Below are 20085 nucleotides of genomic sequence, written 5' to 3'. Positions count from 1 at the left end.
TTTTCGAAAAATAACCGGCGGTATCGGATAAAACGTTTGTCCCAAATCAGGATGGGGAGTTCCTACATTTTTCGGGCTTTGGGGCAGGTTCAAAATGAGTTCTAACACGGCTCATAACTCGCATTCGGTCAATAGGGAACTTTTGGAAAAGTTCGAATTCAGTTCCGATATGATCAAAAGTTTTATCAGTCAGAGCGAAATTCCGGTCGATTTTTATAATAAAAACGGGCAAATCCTAATTCACAAAAAGTCGGACGCATCCGAAGAGGACGTTACGAGGCTTCAAAAATTCGCAAGTCAAGGGATTTACTTTCTTATATCGGAAAAGGATAAATTTATCAAACCGAAAAATCCCGATGCGGTTCACGGAAGGGAAGTTTCGTTTACAAAACTCGTAAATGCCGATCTTACGCTTGTTCTTGCGAGAGATGCTTCCGATCTTCTGGAAGAACTCAAACACTTTCCTTTAAGCAATCATAATATTCGTATGGTCCAAAAGGGAATCGACGATATTCTTACCGACTTCAAGACAAGTTCGGATATGGAACTGGGCCTTGTGAACGTAATCGAAGTGATGAGGCAGAGCGGAATCAAAACGGATTCCGAGATGATGACAAAACGTACCGTGATTTCGATGGCGATGAAGCTGAGGGGAATGAAGGCTCTTAGCAAAACCGATAACGAGATTCAAAAGGCAAAACAACTGAACGTTATGCTTGCTTCCTTTATGGTGGATATAGGCAAGTCCAGAATGAAACTGCCCAATCATTCCAATCTTCGTCCCGAAGAATTCGATTATATCAAAAACCATCCGATCATCAGTTATCTCATGATCGGAAATTTAAACGGAATCGATTCGGAAGTCAAATCCGCCGTACTCAACAGCCACAGAACCTTCCGCGGCGAAGGTCTGAATAACAATTATCCTTCCAACAATATCATCCTCCGAAGATTAACCGAGTATCTTCAGAAATATAAGGACGATCAAACGAAACACGTTCTCATCGAGGACATTCAAAAACAAATTCATCATATACTCAGCAATTCTTATACGGACGAGGATCCCGGAATCATTTCGATTTCGGGAGAATTCGCTTCTCTGACTTCCGATCAAGAATGGCGGTCTGCGTACGATTCTCTGACCGCTATGAAGTTGATTTTGAACAACAGTTTCTTTTCTTACAATGAAAAGATCGTCCGAGATTTTTTCGACCTAATGGGTTTGAGTCTTTGCGAGAACAGAAGCGTTCTCAATCCGGGCGATTACATCATAGTCGTTTCGATGGATTCTCAAAGAAAGGTTCACTTTGAAACCTGCGTGATCAAAGAAATTTTCAAACATCAAACAAGACCGCTTTTGGAAAGAATCGGAACGATCCGACCCGTAATCACCAACAAAGGAAAGATTAAAATCGAAGGGTATGATCCCCATTCTTTCCGTCAGGATAGAAGGAAGGCGGTTTTCGATCTGAACAACAGTATGGATCCGAGAAGGGTGATCTATGTAATCGATCCCGAATTGGAACCGAATCTCTATGAGAAAGTCGATCAAAGTTTTAGAGGAACCGCACCTCGTTCCGTGGCCTGACAAAACCGAAGGATTCCTTTAGAAACTCGCTTTATCCCTGAGCTTTCCCTTGTTTTTTTGGTATTATGCCTTCTAGTTGGGGAAAAATTTTTAAAGTCAGTACGTTCGGTGAATCGCACGGAACATCCGTGGGAGTTGTTGTCGAAGGAGTTCCCGCAGGAATCCCCATTCGTTTAGAAGAAATTCAAAAAGATTTAAACCGAAGAAGGCCGGGTCAGAGCGATCTCACCACACCTCGAGACGAGACCGACACGGTTCGCGCGGTTTCGGGTGTTTTTGAAGGAAAAACGATCGGATCTCCGATCGCCTTGATCGTGGACAATCAAAACACGATCTCCAAAGATTACGAAAATTTAAGAACCACATTCAGACCTTCTCATGCGGATTATACGTATCAAATGAAATACGGTTTTCGCGCTCACGTAGGAGGAGGTCGATCTTCCGTTAGAGAAACGATCGGTAGGGTTGCCGCCGCCGCCATCGCGAGAATGATCCTCAAAGACGATCTAGGAATTGAAACCGTAGCTTGGGTGGATTCGATCGGAACCGTTCAATCCACTATCGGCGAAAAATATCCCAAGTCCAGGGAAGAAGTGGATCAAAACGAAGTTCGTTGTCCGGATGCCTCCAGCGCACAAAAGATGCGTTCCTTGATTCTTCAAATGAAGGAAGCAGGGGATAGCGTTGGAGGAACAATCAAATGTGTTTCTTACAACCTTCCGCCCGGTTTAGGAGATCCCGTCTACGATAAGTTAGACGGAGATTTGGCAAAGGCCGTTCTTTCCATTCCCGCGTGTAAAGGATTTGAAGTAGGCTCCGGATTTTCGGGAACCCTTTTGACGGGAAGTTCGCATAACGATGAATTTTATACGGAAGAAGGAACCGGAAGAGTCAGAACCAAGACAAACCATTCCGGAGGACTTCAAGGTGGAATTTCCAACGGAGAAGAACTGATCATCCGCGCCGCGTTCAAACCGACCTCGACGATTTTTAAAAAGCAGAATACGGTAAATCTCAAAGGAGAGGAAACCGTCCTGGAAGCAAAGGGCCGTCACGATCCTTGCGTTCTTCCGAGGGCCGTCCCTATCGTTGAAGCCGTGGTTAACTTGGTTCTCGTGGACGCGTATCTGTATCAAAGAGCGATTAACCCACAGTGGTTTCGGAAATGGGCTCGTGTTCCCGATTATTACAAAAACTTGGAACTTTAAGAAACGATCCATTCTATAGAAACGGGTTGCCAGAATGAGAATGGTACGTTTCCATAGAATTGTTTCCCGGTAACGGATACGATCAATAGGATGATTCCATGGTAAAAATCAAAATCGACGGAATCGAGCACGAGGTAGATGAAAAGAAAAATCTTATCTCCGCTGCGAAAGACGTCGGAATCGATATTCCTTTCTTTTGTTATCACCCCAAACTTTCCATCGTGGGTATGTGCAGAATGTGCCTTATCGAAATCGAAGGAGTTCCTAGACTTCAGGCGGCCTGTAATACGAAAGTGGCTGAAGGTCTTTCCATTTTTACAAAAAACGATCGGATCAAAGAAGCGCGGGAAGGAACGATGGAGTTTCTTTTAGCCAATCATCCGTTGGATTGTCCCGTCTGCGATAAAGCCGGAGAATGCCAACTCCAAGACAACGCCTTCCAGGAAGGAAACGGCAATTCCAGATTTACATTAGAAAAAAGGAATGTCCCTCAGGAAGAAATCGGCACGAATCTGATCATCAACCATAATCGTTGTATCGTATGTTATCGTTGTGTTCGTTTTGAAGAGGAAATAGTAGGGGAATCCAATCTCGGTCTTTTTGAAAGAGGATATCATTCCATCATCGGTCTTGCAAAAAACGAACCGATTCAACATAACTTTCAGGGGGCGCTCGCGGACATTTGTCCGACGGGAGCTCTTCTCAACAATAAGACCTTATTCAAATCGAGAGTTTGGTGGTACAAAAACGCAGAATCGATCTGTCACGGCTGTAGCACCGGTTGTAATATTACGACTAACGTAAGAGATAACAAAATGTATCGGTATATGCCTCGAATCGACGAAGAAAAGGATATGTATTTCCTTTGCGATCAAGGACGTTTTGATATCGATTGGTTGAACGAAAATCGTTTGTTCGCTTATTATCGAAACGGAAACGTTTCGGAAAGCGCGGTTGTATTACCTGCAATTGCGGAAAAGGTTCTGAATGCAAAGAAGATTGCGATTTTGGGCGGAGCTACCGAGTCGAACGAAAATCTAAAAACAATCCTACAAAGTGTGGAGTCTTTCGGAAAATCGGTTATCCTGGAAGCAAGGGTGGACGCGGTTCAATACAAGACGCCCGAACAAAAAGACTTTTTGATGACTACGGATTTAAGGCCGAATACGAGGGGCGCAACGGACTGCGGATTCGTTTCTACTCAAGGAATGGAAACGATTCATAAGTCGATCGAATCGGGAGAAATCGATTTGGTTTTTGTAATTAAGGAAAATGTAAAGGAGTTTCTACCTTCTGTTTCTTCCAATACGACCCTTGTTTTATTAGATACGAACGTATCGCAAGAAATTTCCGATGTTGCCTATGGGGTTCCGATTCAAACGTTTGCGGAACAAGCGGGTTCCTTTACGAATAAGAACGGATTGAATCAACGTTTTCAAAAGGCCATGGAACCGCCGAAGGGATTGTTGAATTCCGGCTCCGTTTTCCGGAGACTTGCGGAACTGGTACAAGAATCCGCGTCTTCTCTCAAGGAGGTTGGCGTTGGGAACCGTTAACGTTATACGAGTCGCGAGTCGGCACAAACTTACTTGGTATGAAAAGTTTTATTTTTATTCCATCGGTAAAGGACTTTGGATCACGCTCAAACATTTTATCAAAGCGGCGATTTTAAGAAGAACGGTCACGATCGAATATCCGGAGAAAAAAAGAAAATACTCCACGCGTTTTCGCGGAATGCATACGATGAAACGGGACGAACAAGGTCGCGAAAGATGTACAAGCTGCTTCTGTTGTATGTGGATTTGTCCCGCCGACGCGATTTATATCGAAGCGGCGGAAGTAACTCCCGAGATTCAACATCTTCATCCCGAAGACAAGTACGCAAAAAAGTTTGAAATCGACTTGTTGCGTTGTATTTTTTGCGGGTTGTGTGAGGAAGCTTGTCCGAAAGGCGCGATTTATTTGGATGGACCGGGTGAAATGGCAACCGATAACCGAGAAGATTTGATTTTAACCAAAGAAAGAATGATGCAACTCGTGGGCGGGCCGATCATCGGAGAAAGACAATAAATCAACACGCATTATTTTCGAACCCAAGGTTGGAATTTAAAAACGGTTTGATTGAGATCGATCTGAAAAGGCCGTCTTAATTAACGTGAGTTCGATATAAGAAAATCTGGGCGAATCCAGCCCTTGCACACAAGGGCTGGACCGCGCTTGAACTCAATGTTGCTGCCTGCGGTCGCAACATAATGTTCCAATTCCTTCGGAATTAAACTCAATATTTCTCCCTATGGGTCGAAATATATAATCGCTTTCGCATTTGTTATACCGAACTCGCGTTAATTAGAGTTGTTGAAAAATTCAATAGCCGCGATTAACAAAACTGCTTCAATCGTCCATTTCAATAAAACAGAAACAAAGGGAGAATTAATTTTTCAACAACTCTATCGATTTCAACTTACCCTTTCATTCGTATATTGATTCTGCCTTGCCATTTCCAATTTAATCTCCAGGAAAGAAACGGCCGAATCGATATCATCGTTGGAAATTCCGGGATATTCTCTTAAAATTCCTTTCCTGGATATTCCCGATAACAGCAAATCCAATATTTCCGAAACCCGCACTCCAGTTCCCTTAATAAAGGGTTTTCCTCCCAGATAACCCGGAATGATATCTATCGAAGTAAATTCGTCTTTACTCATATACTATTTTAACAATAGAACCCGACAAAATTAGAACGAAAATTTTTTCTCGAGTTTGAATTTTTCTTTTTATTGAAACTTTTTACCGTGACTGACAAACAACCCGTCACTTAAAAACTACGCGGTAAACTCAAGTTTTTATGTATCATTGAAATCAAATCGGAGCCTGATTCAGCTTCCTTGAAAAAAATTCCTTCAAAAGAGAAAACAATAGACCGGGATAGGACATATTTACCAAACAAAGTTCCGGGATCGGCCGGTTTTTAATTTCTTTTTTGTGCTTTTAGAATCACAATTTACCTAAAAAATTGCAAAAGACCGGTTCCCCGGTATTTCTCTCAATGGACCGATCCGATTCTGCAGATTTTTCAATTTTATACGAGGAGAACTATCGAACCGTATATCATTTTCTTTTAAAGATCTCCGGTGACCAGGAGGTTGCGGAAGATCTAACGCAAGAAGCTTTCTTAAAAGCGTTTACTTTTTTTGCCAAATTCGATTCTAGGATCGCCTCCTTCAGCACGTGGACGTGCTCGATTGCAAAGAACTTATATTTCAAACATTATAATAAACAGAAAAAAGAATTCGGAAACGTAAGTCTGAGCGATTTGATCTGCGATATTGAAATCGATCCGGAGATTCCCGAAAACTTGGAAAGAGTTTTTTTGGAAAAAGCGATAAAAGATACGATTGAGAGTCTTCCTGAGCCGGAAAAAAGTATAATACTATATAAGGAATTGGAAAGGAAAACTCTGAAAGAAACCGCGCAAGCGTTGGGAATTTCGGAAAGAACGGTAAGTAGAAGGTTGATTTCGGCGGTCTCCTTACTCAGGGCAAAAATGGAAAAACAAGGACTCCAATTCTAATTCATATTCCACCATGAAAACGGAAGTAGACGACATAGAACGTTTTGAGGACCTTTTAGGAAGGTATTTATACGGCGAGTTGAACGCCGAAGGTAAACGTGAACTTCTTCAGTTCATACTCAAAAATAAAAAAGCTCGTTCTATATATCAGACTTCCACCCGGATCAATTCAATTTTATCTCATACACTTTCCAATCCCAAGCCCGGTTTAAAATCCGGTCTTGCAGGAAGAATATTAGAGTTTCCGAATATAATTTTGAAATCACGGACGATGGTTTCCGGACTCGCCGCGACCGCAGTGATTTTAAGCGTCGTGTTTTCTTTTTGGTTCGGTTATGGATTTTGGTCGGATCCTAAATTGGATCAGGCGTTTATCAATTCTTACGGGGATTGTAAAATCGATGGAACCGCGTCTCAACCGGGAGAGAGTCTTCTCGATCGTAGATTGGTTTCCGGTAATTTTTCGATTTGTGAATTTCAAGTCGAAGGATCAAAAAGTGTTGCGGTTCGAATGTTACCCGATTCGGAAGTTTCGGTAACGGGAGATAAAAAATATTCCTTTTTGAATGTGGCTCGAGGATCGGTTCTTGTGGATTCCGTCCGGAACGAATCGGCGGAAGAAGGTTTACTTGCGATTCTTTCCCCGGATGTGAGAGCGTTTTTAATCGGAACGAAGGTGGTTTATTCCCGCAAAGCGAGTGAATCCTATTCCAAATTGGATCTCGACGTTTTGGACGGAAAGGTCGAGATTGAAACCGGACCTAGGATCGCCTTTGAAAAAACGGCCAACACTTTAACCGAAGAAGAAAAGGAATTTTTAAAAATGAATTTTCCGATCCTTTTTCAAAGTAAGAAGGTCCAGATCAATGGAGGACAATCTTTATCTTGGAAGGGAATTCCCGAGTCGAGTTTAAAGAAAATTCGTTCTTTGGAAAAAAGTATCGAAGAAACGAAGGCTAAAGGAGCGAAACTTGAAGATAGTTTCGTTTTCGCATTAAATTCGGACGTTCGTAAACTCGGCGGAGAAAATACGGCCGGGATGTTTTTGATGGACGACGATTTGAGTAAAAAAATCAAGAATATACTTCCCCATCAAGAAAAAGACCTGGAAGAAAAATTTAAATCTATGGTTCGTTTCGCTCCGAACGATTTGAAACAGGTCGAAAAACTGAAGTCTTTGGTTGCAAAACTCGATAATACCGCTTTGATTCAAATCTTAAAAGACAAAAATCAGCCCGACGTTGAAAGAGTGATCCACTTTAAGGACGGTTCCCAAGCAAAAGGGTTCGTTTATCAACACGAAAGTTTTTATATACTTCTAAAGAACGACGGTAACCTTTTGTTTCCCATCGACGCGGTCGACTCGATCCATTTCGAATAAAATATAAAACTTTAAGTTCGTCTCGAAAATTACCCTTAACGTTGTAAAACGGCGTTTCCAAAAGGCGGATGATTTTTGAGATATGTTCTAATTCCTAAGTTTGTTTTTTGTATGAAATTTCTTTTGGACTGATTTCCATAATTGCAAGGATCGAATCTTAATAAAGAAGTAGAACGGAAATAAATTCAATTTCTTTGATATTCCGGTTGGAAATCGATTTAGGCCGGAAGTGTAAAAGAAGGATGGGTTCGGATTTTTTTTGAAAGGGCCGTTCGCCTCGAAAACCCGATCGACGACCCTGAATGACGATTTTAGACTTTAAGCGGCTACGGAATTTTTTCCCATTTTTCCTAAAAAATAAAAAAGCATACCTACCACCAACAATCCGGCTCTGATTCCCCAACCGGTCGCGGTTCCCCAATTGTCGATCCACATTAAAATTTTTAAGTTATAATTGAAAAAGCTCAACGCTGCGGAAGCAACACCCGCAAAAGAAAGAAAAGCTCCGAAAGAAGAAATCTTATCCTTAATTTGATCCATATCTAACGCACCTCTTATGATTGAATTGGTCAAAGGATTAACAAACGATTCCTTTTTTTTTCCAAAATTTAAAGTAATAATATCGATTGGATCCAAAATTTTTTGCAATGATTCCAAATAAAACTCGAAGTAAATATAACTTTCAATGTTTGCTAAAAAACTTGCCGTAAAATTTCAGTTATCTATTTTTGACAGTCTAATCAAAGAACAATAGGGGACGAAATTGGTTTCGACTGTTGTTGCCAGGGATTATGTGGCGTGTAGAGGTTGTAGGCTCCTCTCAAAACCTTCAAACAATAACCGCTAATAACGAATTAGCTTTAGCAGCTTAATCTCTGCTACGGAACTTTGGTTTTTTCTCTTGGATTCCAAACGTTCTGAAACTTATCAAGAGGCGGCTCTTTTGGTTTTCGGTTCCTAAAAGAGACTGTATTTGAGCCGGATAGGAGAAAGAGTCCTGTCTGAGGGTTAACCTTTTTCCGAAATTTTATACACAGACTACACACGTAGAGGCTGATCTGGGGCGCAATAGGACGCGGGTTCGAACCCCGCCGTCTCCATAGTTCATTCCGATCCGATCGTTTTTGGATTCGGTTCCGACGGGTTCGCACACTTTCTGTTCAAACTAAATCCAATTTTATAAAGTCCGACCAATAGAGGAAGATAAACAACCTTACACAAAAGGTTGTCGTTCGGTTTTTCCGACATTGTATTAGAGTTTTATAATTTTCAGAAATTTGAATTAAAAATTCCGGACTTCAATCGGTCGAAACGTCTTGATTTTTTCGACGGATACGAACGATTCTAAAAAAGAAATCATTCTTTCTTTTTTAGAATTTTGGGGGTATGGCGGTGGAAACAAAAATCGCAATTTATTCGGATGTTGTTTGTCCTTGGTGTTATATCGGGAAAAAAAGATTGGAAGATGCGATCTCTCTTCGAAAAAAGTCCCACCCCGATGATACGATTGAAATAGAATGGAGAGCGTTTCAACTCAATCCGGATCTTTCTCCCGAAGGAGAGGACCGCGTACTTCATATGACTCGAAAGTTCGGGTCCATGGATCGGGTGAAAACGATGGTTCAAAGAGTCGCCGACATAGCCCAAGCGGAAGGTCTTCCTTTTTTGGTCGAACAAGCAGGTCGTCAGCCCAACACGTTTTTATTACACGCTCTCATTCGAAAAGCCAAGGAAACCGAAAAGGCTTCGGTTCTTTCGGAAATTTTTTTTAGAAAATTCTTTGCAGAAGGTAAAGATCTTTCGGATACGAATATCATTCTCGAAAGTTTGCGGGAAGCCGGAATGAACGAGGAAGATTTTTATTCCGTAAAGGAAAACGAAACTCTCCTGAAGGAAGTTCATGAGGAAGAATTGAAAGGTCGTCAACTGGGAGTTTCCGGAGTTCCTTTCTTCATATTCAACGAAAAATACGCCGTTTCCGGCGCTCAGGAATCCGATCTTTTTTTACGGGTTTTCGACCGGCTGCAAAACGAAAATTCCTGATCGAAAATAGATTCTATTTTTCTAATTTATTGAAGCGTTAAATACCAACTTGTATGCAGGATCTTCTTCCGAAGACCATGGAAGTTTAAACGGAACTTTTTCGACTTTCATCCCCGCATTCTTCAAATGATTTATAGTTTCGCCGTCCCTAAAGACGGCTTCGGAAAATGCGATTTCTCCGGCTTCGGTGATTCCTTGTAGCTTGGACGCGTAGTTCACGGTAATCCCGAAATAGTCGATATTGCTGTTTAGATTTACCGCAAGGCATTGACCCGAATGAATGCTGATTCTGATTTGAATTCTATTCTCGGGTGTAACCTGAAACACCTTTTGTAATTCTATCGAAGCCAAAAGAGAATCGAGCGGACTGGAAAAAGAAGCCATCACGGCGTCTCCGATCGTTTTTACGACGGCTCCTTTGTGTTCTTTGATGATTCTGAACGCTTGAACGAAATGTTCTCTGACTTCTTTAAACGCGCCGCTGTCTCCTTCTGCAAGATAGAATCGAGTCGAACCTACGATGTCCGTAAAAAGAATCGTCTGTATCCCGATATCCAATTGTAAATCGGAAGCGATCGCCTGTTCCGAAAACAAATCTCTGAAATCCTGAAAGTTAAACAGTTCCACCGGTCTTAGGCTGATCGCGTCTTCTTTTCTTTCTTCTATGATAAACGTTCGCGGCGATTTTTCCGCGTTGAAAATTTGAACGGTCGGCATAGGCTTCGCAGTCAGTTCCACTCCCGGTTGATCCACGGTCCAATGGATCGTTTCTGGAGAAGAAGGTTGTAATTCCAAAAGATTGTATTTTTTTTCACCCGCGATTCGGAGACGAAAGACCCCTTCGTTTAATAATAAATTTGTAATGTATTCGGTTTCGGGTTGTACCGTTCTTTGAAATCGAATATGTGTTTTTGTCGCCGGTTCGGCCGCGCAAAAAAATCGTTTCTGCACTTCTCGAATAGAAGGGTGGATATGAAACGTGACTTCGATCGTGTTGAGTTTTGTGGATTCGAAATCGATCCCGCATGCGTCGCAAGTATCCCGAGAAGGAACGTCGCCCAAGTTGAAAAGTTCGGAGCGTACTCCTCTGCAATGAGGACAAATTACGTCCCAAGACAGAGTGAACAGCCCTTGTCTGCAACCGTGTAAAAATAGAATGAGAAGACTTTCGAGAGGGACTTTCCAATCCATCGCCAATTTTTTAATCCGAATTCGATAGAGTTCGTTTTCTTCTTCGAAAAGAATGTAGTGAATCACACGATCGAGCAGTATTTCGTCGATCCCTTCCCGGATTAAATTGGTTTTGATTTGCTGGAGTTTAACGCTTTCCGCAATCGGTGAAGATTCTTTCGAAGTTTTGTTCAAAAGAAGCATGGATTCGTTTTTCATTCTCTTTTCGATGTCTTCTAATAATCCGGCAAGACTTCTTTGATAATCCCGATAGAGTTGTTTCATTCCGAAATGAAGAATCAATTTTCCCGCGATTCCTCTCGGAATCCATCCGAAATAAACGGTTAGTTTTGTCTTACTTTCTGAAAGTTTTTCTAGAAGGTATCTGGTTCTAACGTAGCGAGCCAAACCTTTACTATAAATCCTCGCGTTGTTGAGACCTTTGCAATATTCCCATTCCCACGGAACCTCTTCCCACTCCATTAGAATTCCTGCATTTTTGGAACTGCCGAAAAGTTTTCCTTCCTTTTCGACAAATTTCATTTCGGGAATGCCGAGCCTTTTGTTAAACGAAGACGTGTCGATGAGCCAGGGCCAAAGAGTTTCGATGTTGATGTCGAGTTCGAAGTCCCAAAGAGTGTCGATCGGTTTTCCGAATTGAGCCCATTCTTCGGTCCAAGGATATTGGTTTAAAAAATCGGTAAGGTCTAATATTTCTTCGGATTTAACTCTGCTTTGATTTGCTTCCATTCTAAATTATCTGTTTCCCGATCTGTGCGTTTTATGTTTTTAAATTCTTTCAAAAAAGAATCTACAAAATTTCTCTTTTCGTTTAGATTCTAGTTCCTGGTTTAGAGTTCGGAAGAATTTTGGTACGGTATGGAATATTCTCTTTTTGGACGGAAATTTTCAAAACAAACCGGAATCGGACAGTTAATGGACGATTTGGCGAATTCTCGTCCGGATTCCTGTTTGTTAGGCGGAGGAAATCCCGCTTTAATTCCGGAAGTGGCCGAAGCCTGGAAAGAAATCGTACTCAAACAAATCGAATCCGGAAGAATGGAAAAAATTCTCGGGAGTTACGAATCACCTTCCGGAATTCCCGAACTTCGAGAAACGATCGCTTCGATTTTATCGGAAGAATCCGGAACAAAAATCAAAGAGGATCAAATCGCAATCACGAACGGAAGCCAGAACGCGTTTTATTTCCTACTGAATTTTTTCTCCGGGAATTTCGGAAACGGTCAAAGAAAAAAAATTCTTTTCCCCATTCTTCCGGAATACATCGGTTATACGGATCAAACCTTGGAACCCGATTCGTTCTTATCCTTTGCACCCGAAATCCGGGAAATCGGAGGTCGATATTATAAATACTTTATATCCTCTGCAAAGTTCGATTCGGTTCCCAATTGGCGGAATGAGGCCGGTTGTATCTGCGTTTCTCGCCCCACAAATCCTACGGGCAACGTGATTACGGATCAAGAGCTCGAATTTCTGATTGAAAGAGCGAATAACGTAGAAATCCCGTTGTTAGTCGACAATGCCTACGGATTTCCGTTTCCAAACGTGGTTTTCGGCAAAAGCTCTTTTATTCACAAACCGGGAATGATTCAAAGTTTTAGTCTTTCCAAGTTGGGTCTTCCGGGAGTTCGCACCGGTTTTGTGGTCGGCGATTCGGAGACGATTTCCATGTTGCACCGGGCCAATTCGGTTATCAATTTAACGAGCGCCAATCCGGGACAGTTTATCGCATTGGATCTTTTTCGTTCGGGCCGTTGGAAAAATTTGTGCGAAAAAATAATATTACCTTTTTATCAAAAGAAATCGATTTTCGCCCAAGAAACGATTCTAAACAATTGGAGTTCCAAGATCGACTATAGGATTCATCAAAGCGAAGGCGCTTTTTTTCTTTGGATTTGGATCCGGAATTTATCTCTGTCCGTTAGCGATCTTTATCCGATTTTAAAGGAAGCGGGTGTGATTATCGTTCCCGGTAAAACTTTTTTTCCGGGAGCCGATCCGCTCTGGTCTCATAAAGAAGAATGCTTTCGATTGAGTTTTGTCAGAGAAAACAAGGAAATCGAAGAGGGGATTTTGAGAATCGGAAGAGTATTGGAAAAATTTTCGAAATAAATGGTTTTGTCCAGTCATTTGAGTGGAAGACTGGACAAGTAGAAAGGTTCATCTAATAAGATCGTATTGTCGATTTGATAGGAAATATGGAAAGCACCGAACAGGACATAAGCTTTGAGGAACTGGCGGCGAGTAAGCCTACGGAAATTCAGTCTCTTGCACCCGATTATATTTTTTTAAACGAAGGGGCAGTCGGCTTATCCGCGACCGCACGTTGTATTTTGGACGAACTTAGGGATTGGCATAAAAAGACTGAGAAACACGGTTCCAAAAGTATTCATCCGTCTTATTTACTTACGTTAGACAAGCTTGCGGAACTTTTGAATAAATATAGGAACTTAAGCGAACAATCCAAATCCCCTCCGAGTGTCGATCTCGCCTTACGACAGTTAGTCGATTATGAAAAAAAAGGGAAAAATAAATCCGCATATATCTATCCGTTTTTAGTCCGTAACGGAGTTAAGGTCCAGGCTCGAATTGCGATCGCGAGTCCTCAGAAAGATGCAAAAACGGATGTAAATCCGTATCGAGTCTCTTGTTTCGAGTTTTCGGAAGAAATGATCGATCTCATTCTTCAGAACCGAGCTAAAAAGCCGAAACTTCCGGACGAAGACAACCCCGGTACGTTTTTACTTCATAAAAATAAGGCCGGAAAGAATTGGCTTTTTCCAAAATTGGCTTCGCTTGAAGCGGAGTTTTCCACTCTTTTAAAAAAAGGGTTTCAGCCTTACAGTTATATCCCTATGACGGATTTCCTTCGGGATTTTCTCACGTATTCGACTAAAAAGAATTACGTGATGAAAATTCTTCCGGACTATCACGTCATTTTGGACGATCTTCAGTTGAATCCCGACGGTACTTACGTAAATCAACCGGAAGTGATCGCGCATTATCGTTGTCAGGCGGACGCGCTCGAAAAATTCGCGATTCCTTATTTGAAAGAACTGAGTGAAAGGGCCGGTTACGGTCTTTTCGGAACTCGGATTGCGGAATTCGAACAAACTCATATTCAACTGGTAGAACCGGGAAGAAAACAAAACGGCGAAAAAGTAAAAGCGCTGATTTCGCTTATCAACGATTATCCGTTCGATCGTGAAACGGACGAACTCGGCAAGAAAGTATCCGAAACCTGTAGACTTTCCATTCAAATCATTTCCAGACTGATGGAGGAAAAAGAGAAACTCGTTCAAAGAAAGGAAGAGAGCGTTTTTAAGTCCTTTAAGTTGAAAATTCTTCATAAGATCGGCGAAAATACGATTCAGGAACAAACCTTATATCGTTTTTCTCCCGAACAAAAATTGAAAGCTTCCGGTTTGTCGGACGAGACACGTTATCCGGCATTGATTGATGAATTGAAAAAGGAAATTTCCGATCAATACGGGATGAAGGTGATCGAAAAACCGGATCAAACTTCCGAGATATACGCGGTCGATCCGGGTTATATGTCCGCAGTTCTTCATAAGTTAAGCGGTATGGCGACGAAGAATGTCGCTTATCAAAAAGAATTGGAAATCGCCAAAGAAATCAACGCAAGTCTGAGTAATCCGAAACATCCGGGATTAAACGCAAAACTCAAAGCCGATGACATCGTAAGGCTACAACAGGGAATCCAGTCGATGGAACTGTTGAAAGTTGAAAAACAACGTTCCCAAGAATTCGCGAAAAAATTCAATCTTCCGATGGGGATGTTGGGTTTTGTCGCGAGTATGATCTTATTTTTGATCGCATCCGTACATTTTAGAACTACTGGAATTTTGTTCGTGGGGATTCCGGTCAGTTTGTTTCTGGGATTGATGCTCGCTTTTCATTTTAGAAATAAAGAAAAATCGGATATTCTTTCCGGCGGAGGTTCCGCCTCGCTCGGATCCGGCTTTAAGGGAGAATACGGTTCGATGACGTCTTCCGGAAGCGATTCTTCCGGAGACGATTCCGACGACGAACGTTTTCAGTCCAAGGGAGAGACTCCAAAGGAAAAGAAAGTAAGTTTGATCGCAAAAGGTGCGGAGCGATTCATCTTCCCGAGCCGGTTTACGAAGATCACCGATAAGATTCACGATTCCCGTTCTTTGCGTAAAAAAATCTTCGAGAATTTAGACAATATTCGAAGTAGTGTCGCACATCTCAAAGGGGAGAAAGACGACGATAAAGTCGCTTCCACGGTCGAATACGCCCTTTTGCAGAATTCGGCCACGATCTTGATTCCGGACGATATCGTTCCGCAGGGAATGCCGGGTTCCATCATTCTCAGTCACAACGATTTAAAAGCTCCTTTGATCCGGGATCAGATCGCGGAATTTTTACGAAACGAGGCGCAGAAGAAACAATACGATAAAAAACTCGTAAAATATTATACTTTTCTAATCAATACGATCGAAGTGGAATATTATAAATATCTTCCGAGTCGGAAAAAGAAATAAACGTTTCTTAGGCAGGGGGGTAAGTTTCACAGAAGATTTGTCGTAATTCCGACAGATTTATTTTAAGATCCAAGTATTTGCGGGGGTTGGTTATCGTTTTTTATGGATCGTAACGAAAGAAATTCAACGTCTCGTTTCTATCGGCGCTCGGTAAAACTCTGTGCGCCATTTGGCTAGTTTTGATACATGTTATATAAGGAAAATATAATGAATCATGCGAATAGCGGAATCGGTTCTAAGCTGAAGAAAATATTTCTCTTTGTTCTTTTGTCCGTCGTAATGTTTGCGGGGACTTTTGAAATCGTTTTGTATTTTTTACTACCGCTTTCACCCGACCCCCAAGGTGTGGATTTATTACATATTCCCGGTCCTTGGGAAAATTCTACGATAGAACTTCCCAAACGAAACGGCTCCTCGTCGCTGCGAGTGCATTATCTGAGCGCCGGATCCTTAACGGCGCCGGTTGTGGTTTTGTTGCACGGCTTTCCGGACACATCCTATGGATGGCGTTCTATGATTCCCTTGCTTTCAAAACGGTATAGAGTTTTGGTTCCCGATCTACGAGGTTATGCCGGAACGGACAAGCCGGAAGACGGTTATGATCTACGATCGTTGAGCGAGGATTTATTTTCGTTTGTGGAAGAAACGAATCAAAAGGAGGGTCGGAATTCCGATACTCCGATACACGTCGTTGGACATGATTGGGGCGCTTCCATCGTATGGTTTGCGATTACGGAAAAGCCGAAGCTCTTCCGAACCGCGACCGTTTTGGACATACCACATCCGAACGCATTTGAAGAACAGATGTCCGTTTCTTCAAAACAAAGAGAATATCGTCACTTCGTATTTCGATTGATCGCGCCTCGTTCCGCTCGCCTTCTTGCCGGATTGAGTCAAGAAACTCGCGCAAGAATCTTTTATCTGAATGAATTACAAAACAATAATGTTCTTCATGATTCGGATAAACCGATTTACCACGCTGCGTTTAATACTTCCGAGGAGATGCGCGGGCCTTTGGAATATTACCGCGAACTTGTATTTCACGGAGATTCCATTCTGGAATATTTTAAAAACGCCGGTCCGGTAAAAGTGGAGACTCTTGTTCTTTGGGGAGCGAAAGACAATTATATGATGAGTGAGATGGCCGCATTGTCCTGCAAATCCGTTCAAGCGCGTTGTGAATTTGAAATTTATCCGAACGCCGGTCACTGGCTTCAATGGGAGGAACCCGTGAAAGTTTTTCATCGATGGGAGAAGTTTATAGAGAAATAATTTGGTTGAATTTGAACTTTTTTATAATTTTTAGATTGACTGAAGAAACCGGTACGCGAATCTGACTGCAAGATTCCCGGTGACTATAGAGAGAGGGCCACACCCGTTCCCATCCCGAACACGGAAGTTAAGCCTCTCATCGCTGATGGTACTGTGTGGTTCGCTGCATGGGAGAGTAGGACGTTGCCGGGTTTTCTTGTTTTAGGACAGAGGATTGATTCTGACAATTCTCCTCCGGTCGTTCGGGCCTTCCTCGGGGTTTTCTTTTCCCTGAAAATTTCAAAGAATAGAATTCCCGATCCAGACAAACTTCGCATCCAATCCGGATGTGAAATAGGTTGACTCAAACCTTTTCAGAAAGCTTCTGTATGGAAAGAGTATTGAATTCTTCCAAACCGAAGAGAAACGCAATCATTAATGCCAATCAGGGATAATTATGAAAAGAAATTACCAGCCCAGCCGAGTTAAAAGAGCGAGAACACACGGATTTCGCACAAGAATGGCTACTGCAGGTGGAAGAAAAGTTCTTTCACGCAGAAGAAAAAAGGGCAGACATAAGCTGACTGTTTCCGACGAAAAACTCGGTAAAAAATACTAAGAACTAAGTCATCGAAGAGACATTAAAATCCAGGAAGGAGATACAATCTCTTTTTAAGGCTGGAAAAAGAGTCTCCCGCTTCCCGATCGTTCTTGTATTCCTTCCTAATTCTTTATCGAGAAATCGTTTTCTTTACTGTCCGGAACGTACGGTAAAAACCGCGGTTCAAAGAAATCGGATCAAAAGGAAGCTTAGGGCGGTCATACACGAGGAAGAGAAAAACTTTCTAAAAGGCTTTGATATCGCGATATTAGCCAAAAAAGAAATTTTGGATCTGAACCACGGGGAACTGGTCAAGATTCTTCTCTCTCTGATCAATCGAATCCGATGAACCAACTTGCAATCCAATTGATTCAGCTTTACAAAAAACTAATCTCTCCGTTACTCCCACCGGCTTGTCGTTTTACACCCACTTGCTCCGAATATGCCGCCGAGGCTTTTCAAGAATACGGATTTTTCCGTGCATTGCAGTTGAGCACTTGGAGAATTTTGAGATGTAACCCTCTTTTTCGGGGTTTTGAAGATCCCTTACCACCTAACACTAAAAGGACGAAATGATGGAAGATAGACAAAGTAGATTATTTTTAGCTTTGATTCTCAGTATGGGAATTTGGATGGGGGTGAATTATTTTTTCTTCCCTTCGGCTCCGAAAAAAACTCCCGAGAGCGCCGATAAATCTTCGGACAATAAAAAACAAAATCAAGTTCAGACTGAAAAAACAAAAGAGTCTCAGATTATCGCTCCCGTTAAGGAAACGAAAACAACTTCTTTTGAAAATAAAAAGACGTTAGTCGTAACGGATTCTCACATCGTAGAATTCAGTTCTCTCGGCGGAAAAATTTCCAAATTCTACGTAAAGGATTACGTCGGTTCGGACGGTCATACCGTTCAAGTAGCTCGTAAAAATCCGGAAACTCTCGTAGTGGACGGCAAAACGTATCAGGCGGTGGAGTTATCCAGAGAAAAAGGTTTCGACTTTAACTTTACGGATTCGTTAAACGAACTTCCGGATTCGGAATGGAATCGGATTCCTTTTTCTTTGGAAGAAAACAAAACCGACGGTTCCGTGGTGTATTTAATATTCACCGCCCTGTCTCCGGATAAAACCTATCAATTGAAAAAAACGTTTCGTTTCTTTAAAGGCGAGAATTATTTCAAAGTTACCGTTTCCATTATCAACTTAACGAAAGAAAAACTTTCCTTCGCTTCACAAAAGAAGGTTCAGTATCTGAAAACCTTCGGAAGTCTCGGGCCTTTTCCGAAAGACAGACCTTTGAACGATAGGGACACCGCGAACTTCTTTCGTTTTTATCATTTAGGCGGTTCTTTTAACGACACGTTAGACGGAAGTTCTTCCGTAGGTTTTTGGTCTTCGATCGGAAATTTTTTTACGGGAAATTCCGGCGCCGACGAATCTTTCAGCATAAATACAAACGTTGAATCCGGAGTTGACTTTGCGGGAACGGGTTCCCGTTATTTTATCGCGGTGGCCGACCCGTTGGATCATAAACCGCAAGGTATCGTTTTAGACAATAGACCTAAAAACGAAAGCGGAGTAGTATTATTATATGATAATATTACTTTAAGTCCGGGCGAAAGATACAACATGGATTTTGCATCCTACGTAGGAATTAGAGAAAGTCTCGGAATGGTTTTCCGTAATTCGGAACTCGATCCGAACCAAGCCAAGAACAGCCCGTTTACAGGTTTAAGCGGCGACTTAAGTAAATCCTTCAACCAAGGGATAACCACTCCGTTTAGAAACGGAATCATCTGGGTTCTGAAACAAATCTATCGATTTACGATTCCGAATTACGGATGGAGCATCATCATCTTCGCGATTCTTTTCAAACTCGTTTTCTATCCTCTGAACCAAAAACAAGCGGATAGTATGAAGAAGATGCAGGAACTGAGCCCTCAACTCAAAACAATCAACGAGAAGTTCGCGAACGATCCTAAGATCCGCCAGCAAAAAACCATGGAGCTTTATAAGAAGAATAACGTGAACCCGGTGGGCGGTTGTCTTCCTATGGTGATCCAAATTCCGATTTTTATCGCTCTTTATACGGCTTTTTCTGATACAATAGATCTTTGGAATTCACCGTTTTTATGGGTAAAAGATCTCAGCGAACCGGACGTAATCTGGACTTCTCCTGCGATTCCATATTTTACTCAAACGGGACTCGGTTTAAATCTTCTCGCTCTTTTGATGGTTGGAACACAAGTCTTGCAAACGAGAATGACTTCGGTATCTATGGATCCGAATCAGAAAATGCTAATGTATGTTATGCCCGTGATGATGCTTTACATTTTCTGGAATATGCCTTCCGGTGTCACTCTCTACTGGACTTTTCAAAACATTCTTTCCATCGGTCAACAGTGGATCACAAATCATCTGAAAAAGACCGAAGAAAAGAAGAAGGCAAAAGTTTAATTGTTACGAACTCATTATCGAGGATAAACACATGGAAAATTACATCTTTGAAGCCGAGGCGAAATCCAAGTCCGAAGCCGAAGATTACACTCTCAAAACTCTCCGATTGAATTCGGACGAGGTTCGTTTTGAAACCGTCGATTCCGGAAAGGGAGGTTTTTTCGGAATCTCCCAAAAAAAACCGGCGATAGTCCGTGCTTACGTAACTTCTCGGGATCTGCCCGCGGAGAAAATCATTCACGGGGTCGTTCTTACCGTATACTAGGTGT

Annotated in this window: 17 protein-coding genes, 1 rRNA gene, 1 other RNA gene and 1 pseudogene; 17 read left to right on the top strand and 3 right to left on the bottom strand. The window is 42.0% G+C overall.

What is annotated here, in order from left to right:
- The first annotated feature begins 94 nt into the window (after nucleotides 1–94).
- The 4 genes from LEP1GSC060_RS11055 to LEP1GSC060_RS11040 all read left to right on the top strand — a co-directional run bounded on the left by LEP1GSC060_RS11055 (nucleotide 95) and on the right by LEP1GSC060_RS11040 (nucleotide 4866).
- The gene (locus LEP1GSC060_RS11055) at nucleotides 95–1588 is read left to right on the top strand and encodes an HD-GYP domain-containing protein (protein WP_003004805.1); all 1494 of its coding nucleotides are present in this window, start codon (nucleotides 95–97) and stop codon (nucleotides 1586–1588) included.
- A 65-nt stretch (nucleotides 1589–1653) separates the two neighbouring features.
- Nucleotides 1654–2796: a chorismate synthase gene (gene aroC / locus LEP1GSC060_RS11050; RefSeq protein WP_003004409.1), complete on the top strand. Its 1143-nt coding sequence runs from the start codon at nucleotides 1654–1656 to the stop codon at nucleotides 2794–2796.
- A gap of 98 nt (nucleotides 2797–2894) precedes the next feature.
- Nucleotides 2895–4352: an NADH-quinone oxidoreductase subunit G gene (locus LEP1GSC060_RS11045; protein ID WP_003004545.1), complete on the top strand. Its 1458-nt coding sequence runs from the start codon at nucleotides 2895–2897 to the stop codon at nucleotides 4350–4352.
- Nucleotides 4339–4866, top strand: coding sequence for a NuoI/complex I 23 kDa subunit family protein (locus tag LEP1GSC060_RS11040; protein ID WP_003004775.1), 528 nt, complete (start codon nucleotides 4339–4341; stop codon nucleotides 4864–4866). The genes LEP1GSC060_RS11045 and LEP1GSC060_RS11040 overlap by 14 nt, the downstream gene beginning before the upstream one ends.
- Nucleotides 4867–5252: 386 nt before the next feature.
- Here LEP1GSC060_RS11040 and LEP1GSC060_RS11035 read toward each other — a convergent pair whose 3' ends face one another.
- A complete protein-coding gene (locus tag LEP1GSC060_RS11035) occupies nucleotides 5253–5501 on the bottom strand; it encodes a DUF433 domain-containing protein (RefSeq protein ID WP_003004110.1) in 249 nt (82 codons plus the stop codon).
- Nucleotides 5502–5842: 341 nt separating this feature from the next.
- Between LEP1GSC060_RS11035 and LEP1GSC060_RS11030 the strand changes: the two genes are divergently transcribed.
- Nucleotides 5843–6367, top strand: a complete 525-nt coding sequence (locus LEP1GSC060_RS11030; protein ID WP_003004732.1) for an RNA polymerase sigma factor — start codon at nucleotides 5843–5845, stop codon at nucleotides 6365–6367.
- 13 nt (nucleotides 6368–6380) lie between these two features.
- Nucleotides 6381–7748 carry an LIMLP_03685 family anti-sigma factor gene (gene rsx / locus LEP1GSC060_RS11025; protein WP_003004688.1) on the top strand — a complete coding sequence of 456 codons (1368 nt, stop codon included), beginning with the start codon at nucleotides 6381–6383 and terminating at the stop codon, nucleotides 7746–7748.
- A gap of 318 nt (nucleotides 7749–8066) precedes the next feature.
- Here rsx and LEP1GSC060_RS11020 read toward each other — a convergent pair whose 3' ends face one another.
- The gene (locus LEP1GSC060_RS11020) at nucleotides 8067–8288 is read right to left on the bottom strand and encodes a hypothetical protein (protein WP_036096296.1); all 222 of its coding nucleotides are present in this window, start codon (nucleotides 8286–8288) and stop codon (nucleotides 8067–8069) included.
- Between the two features lie 213 nt (nucleotides 8289–8501).
- Here LEP1GSC060_RS11020 and ssrA point away from each other — a divergent pair.
- Both ssrA and LEP1GSC060_RS11015 read left to right on the top strand, forming a co-directional pair.
- Nucleotides 8502–8851: a transfer-messenger RNA gene (gene ssrA / locus LEP1GSC060_RS19490) on the top strand.
- 283 nt (nucleotides 8852–9134) lie between these two features.
- Complete coding sequence (locus LEP1GSC060_RS11015) at nucleotides 9135–9791, top strand: DsbA family oxidoreductase (RefSeq protein ID WP_003004081.1); 657 nt, start codon at nucleotides 9135–9137, stop codon at nucleotides 9789–9791.
- A gap of 21 nt (nucleotides 9792–9812) precedes the next feature.
- On the opposite strand, the gene LEP1GSC060_RS11010 is transcribed toward LEP1GSC060_RS11015, so the two are convergent.
- Nucleotides 9813–11711, bottom strand: a complete 1899-nt coding sequence (locus LEP1GSC060_RS11010) for an adenylate/guanylate cyclase domain-containing protein (protein WP_003004838.1) — start codon at nucleotides 11709–11711, stop codon at nucleotides 9813–9815.
- A gap of 129 nt (nucleotides 11712–11840) precedes the next feature.
- Here LEP1GSC060_RS11010 and LEP1GSC060_RS11005 point away from each other — a divergent pair, with 129 nt between their 5' ends.
- From LEP1GSC060_RS11005 to LEP1GSC060_RS10980, 9 genes and pseudogenes are all read left to right on the top strand, one after another.
- A complete protein-coding gene (locus LEP1GSC060_RS11005) occupies nucleotides 11841–13094 on the top strand; it encodes a valine--pyruvate transaminase (RefSeq protein WP_003004594.1) in 1254 nt (417 codons plus the stop codon).
- A gap of 86 nt (nucleotides 13095–13180) precedes the next feature.
- Nucleotides 13181–15511 (top strand): hypothetical protein, encoded by a 2331-nt coding sequence (locus LEP1GSC060_RS11000; RefSeq protein ID WP_003004314.1) that lies wholly within the window; start codon nucleotides 13181–13183, stop codon nucleotides 15509–15511.
- Nucleotides 15512–15718: 207 nt separating this feature from the next.
- Nucleotides 15719–16783 carry an alpha/beta fold hydrolase gene (locus tag LEP1GSC060_RS10995; RefSeq protein ID WP_003004285.1) on the top strand — a complete coding sequence of 355 codons (1065 nt, stop codon included), beginning with the start codon at nucleotides 15719–15721 and terminating at the stop codon, nucleotides 16781–16783.
- A 75-nt stretch (nucleotides 16784–16858) separates the two neighbouring features.
- Nucleotides 16859–16975, top strand: a 5S ribosomal RNA gene (gene rrf, locus LEP1GSC060_RS10990).
- Nucleotides 16976–17219: 244 nt separating this feature from the next.
- Nucleotides 17220–17381 carry a 50S ribosomal protein L34 gene (rpmH, locus tag LEP1GSC060_RS19485; RefSeq protein WP_003004764.1) on the top strand — a complete coding sequence of 54 codons (162 nt, stop codon included), beginning with the start codon at nucleotides 17220–17222 and terminating at the stop codon, nucleotides 17379–17381.
- A gap of 10 nt (nucleotides 17382–17391) precedes the next feature.
- The gene (rnpA, locus tag LEP1GSC060_RS19480; protein ID WP_080634560.1) at nucleotides 17392–17712 is read left to right on the top strand and encodes a ribonuclease P protein component; all 321 of its coding nucleotides are present in this window, start codon (nucleotides 17392–17394) and stop codon (nucleotides 17710–17712) included.
- Nucleotides 17709–17939 carry a membrane protein insertion efficiency factor YidD gene (yidD, locus tag LEP1GSC060_RS19475; RefSeq protein ID WP_080634551.1) on the top strand — a complete coding sequence of 77 codons (231 nt, stop codon included), beginning with the start codon at nucleotides 17709–17711 and terminating at the stop codon, nucleotides 17937–17939. Before rnpA ends, yidD begins: the two co-directional genes overlap by 4 nt.
- On the top strand, nucleotides 17939–19816 hold the full coding sequence (yidC, locus tag LEP1GSC060_RS10985) for a membrane protein insertase YidC (protein WP_003004281.1): 1878 nt from the start codon (nucleotides 17939–17941) through the stop codon (nucleotides 19814–19816). Before yidD ends, yidC begins: the two co-directional genes overlap by 1 nt.
- 31 nt (nucleotides 19817–19847) lie before the next feature.
- A pseudogene (locus tag LEP1GSC060_RS10980) lies at nucleotides 19848–20075 on the top strand (Jag N-terminal domain-containing protein); the annotation flags it as partial.
- Nucleotides 20076–20085 lie beyond the last annotated feature (10 nt).

Origin of the sequence: Leptospira weilii serovar Ranarum str. ICFT (assembly GCF_000332415.1) — a bacterium.
GTDB classification, from domain to species: domain Bacteria; phylum Spirochaetota; class Leptospiria; order Leptospirales; family Leptospiraceae; genus Leptospira; species Leptospira weilii_A.
Note: the sequence above shows the minus strand (reverse complement) of the source record. Positions and strands in the feature narration are given on the sequence as shown.

Coding starts and splice junctions, on each gene's coding strand:
- LEP1GSC060_RS10995 (WP_003004285.1), top strand. CDS start 15,719: ATGAATCATGCGAATAGCGGAATCGGTTCTAAGCTGAAGAAAATATTT.
- LEP1GSC060_RS11055 (WP_003004805.1), top strand. CDS start 95: ATGAGTTCTAACACGGCTCATAACTCGCATTCGGTCAATAGGGAACTT.
- LEP1GSC060_RS11035 (WP_003004110.1), bottom strand. CDS start 5,501: ATGAGTAAAGACGAATTTACTTCGATAGATATCATTCCGGGTTATCTG.
- LEP1GSC060_RS11030 (WP_003004732.1), top strand. CDS start 5,843: ATGGACCGATCCGATTCTGCAGATTTTTCAATTTTATACGAGGAGAAC.
- aroC (WP_003004409.1), top strand. CDS start 1,654: ATGCCTTCTAGTTGGGGAAAAATTTTTAAAGTCAGTACGTTCGGTGAA.
- rsx (WP_003004688.1), top strand. CDS start 6,381: ATGAAAACGGAAGTAGACGACATAGAACGTTTTGAGGACCTTTTAGGA.
- LEP1GSC060_RS11010 (WP_003004838.1), bottom strand. CDS start 11,711: ATGGAAGCAAATCAAAGCAGAGTTAAATCCGAAGAAATATTAGACCTT.
- LEP1GSC060_RS11045 (WP_003004545.1), top strand. CDS start 2,895: ATGGTAAAAATCAAAATCGACGGAATCGAGCACGAGGTAGATGAAAAG.
- yidD (WP_080634551.1), top strand. CDS start 17,709: ATGAACCAACTTGCAATCCAATTGATTCAGCTTTACAAAAAACTAATC.
- LEP1GSC060_RS11020 (WP_036096296.1), bottom strand. CDS start 8,288: ATGGATCAAATTAAGGATAAGATTTCTTCTTTCGGAGCTTTTCTTTCT.
- yidC (WP_003004281.1), top strand. CDS start 17,939: ATGGAAGATAGACAAAGTAGATTATTTTTAGCTTTGATTCTCAGTATG.
- LEP1GSC060_RS11005 (WP_003004594.1), top strand. CDS start 11,841: ATGGAATATTCTCTTTTTGGACGGAAATTTTCAAAACAAACCGGAATC.
- rpmH (WP_003004764.1), top strand. CDS start 17,220: ATGAAAAGAAATTACCAGCCCAGCCGAGTTAAAAGAGCGAGAACACAC.
- LEP1GSC060_RS11000 (WP_003004314.1), top strand. CDS start 13,181: ATGGAAAGCACCGAACAGGACATAAGCTTTGAGGAACTGGCGGCGAGT.
- LEP1GSC060_RS11015 (WP_003004081.1), top strand. CDS start 9,135: ATGGCGGTGGAAACAAAAATCGCAATTTATTCGGATGTTGTTTGTCCT.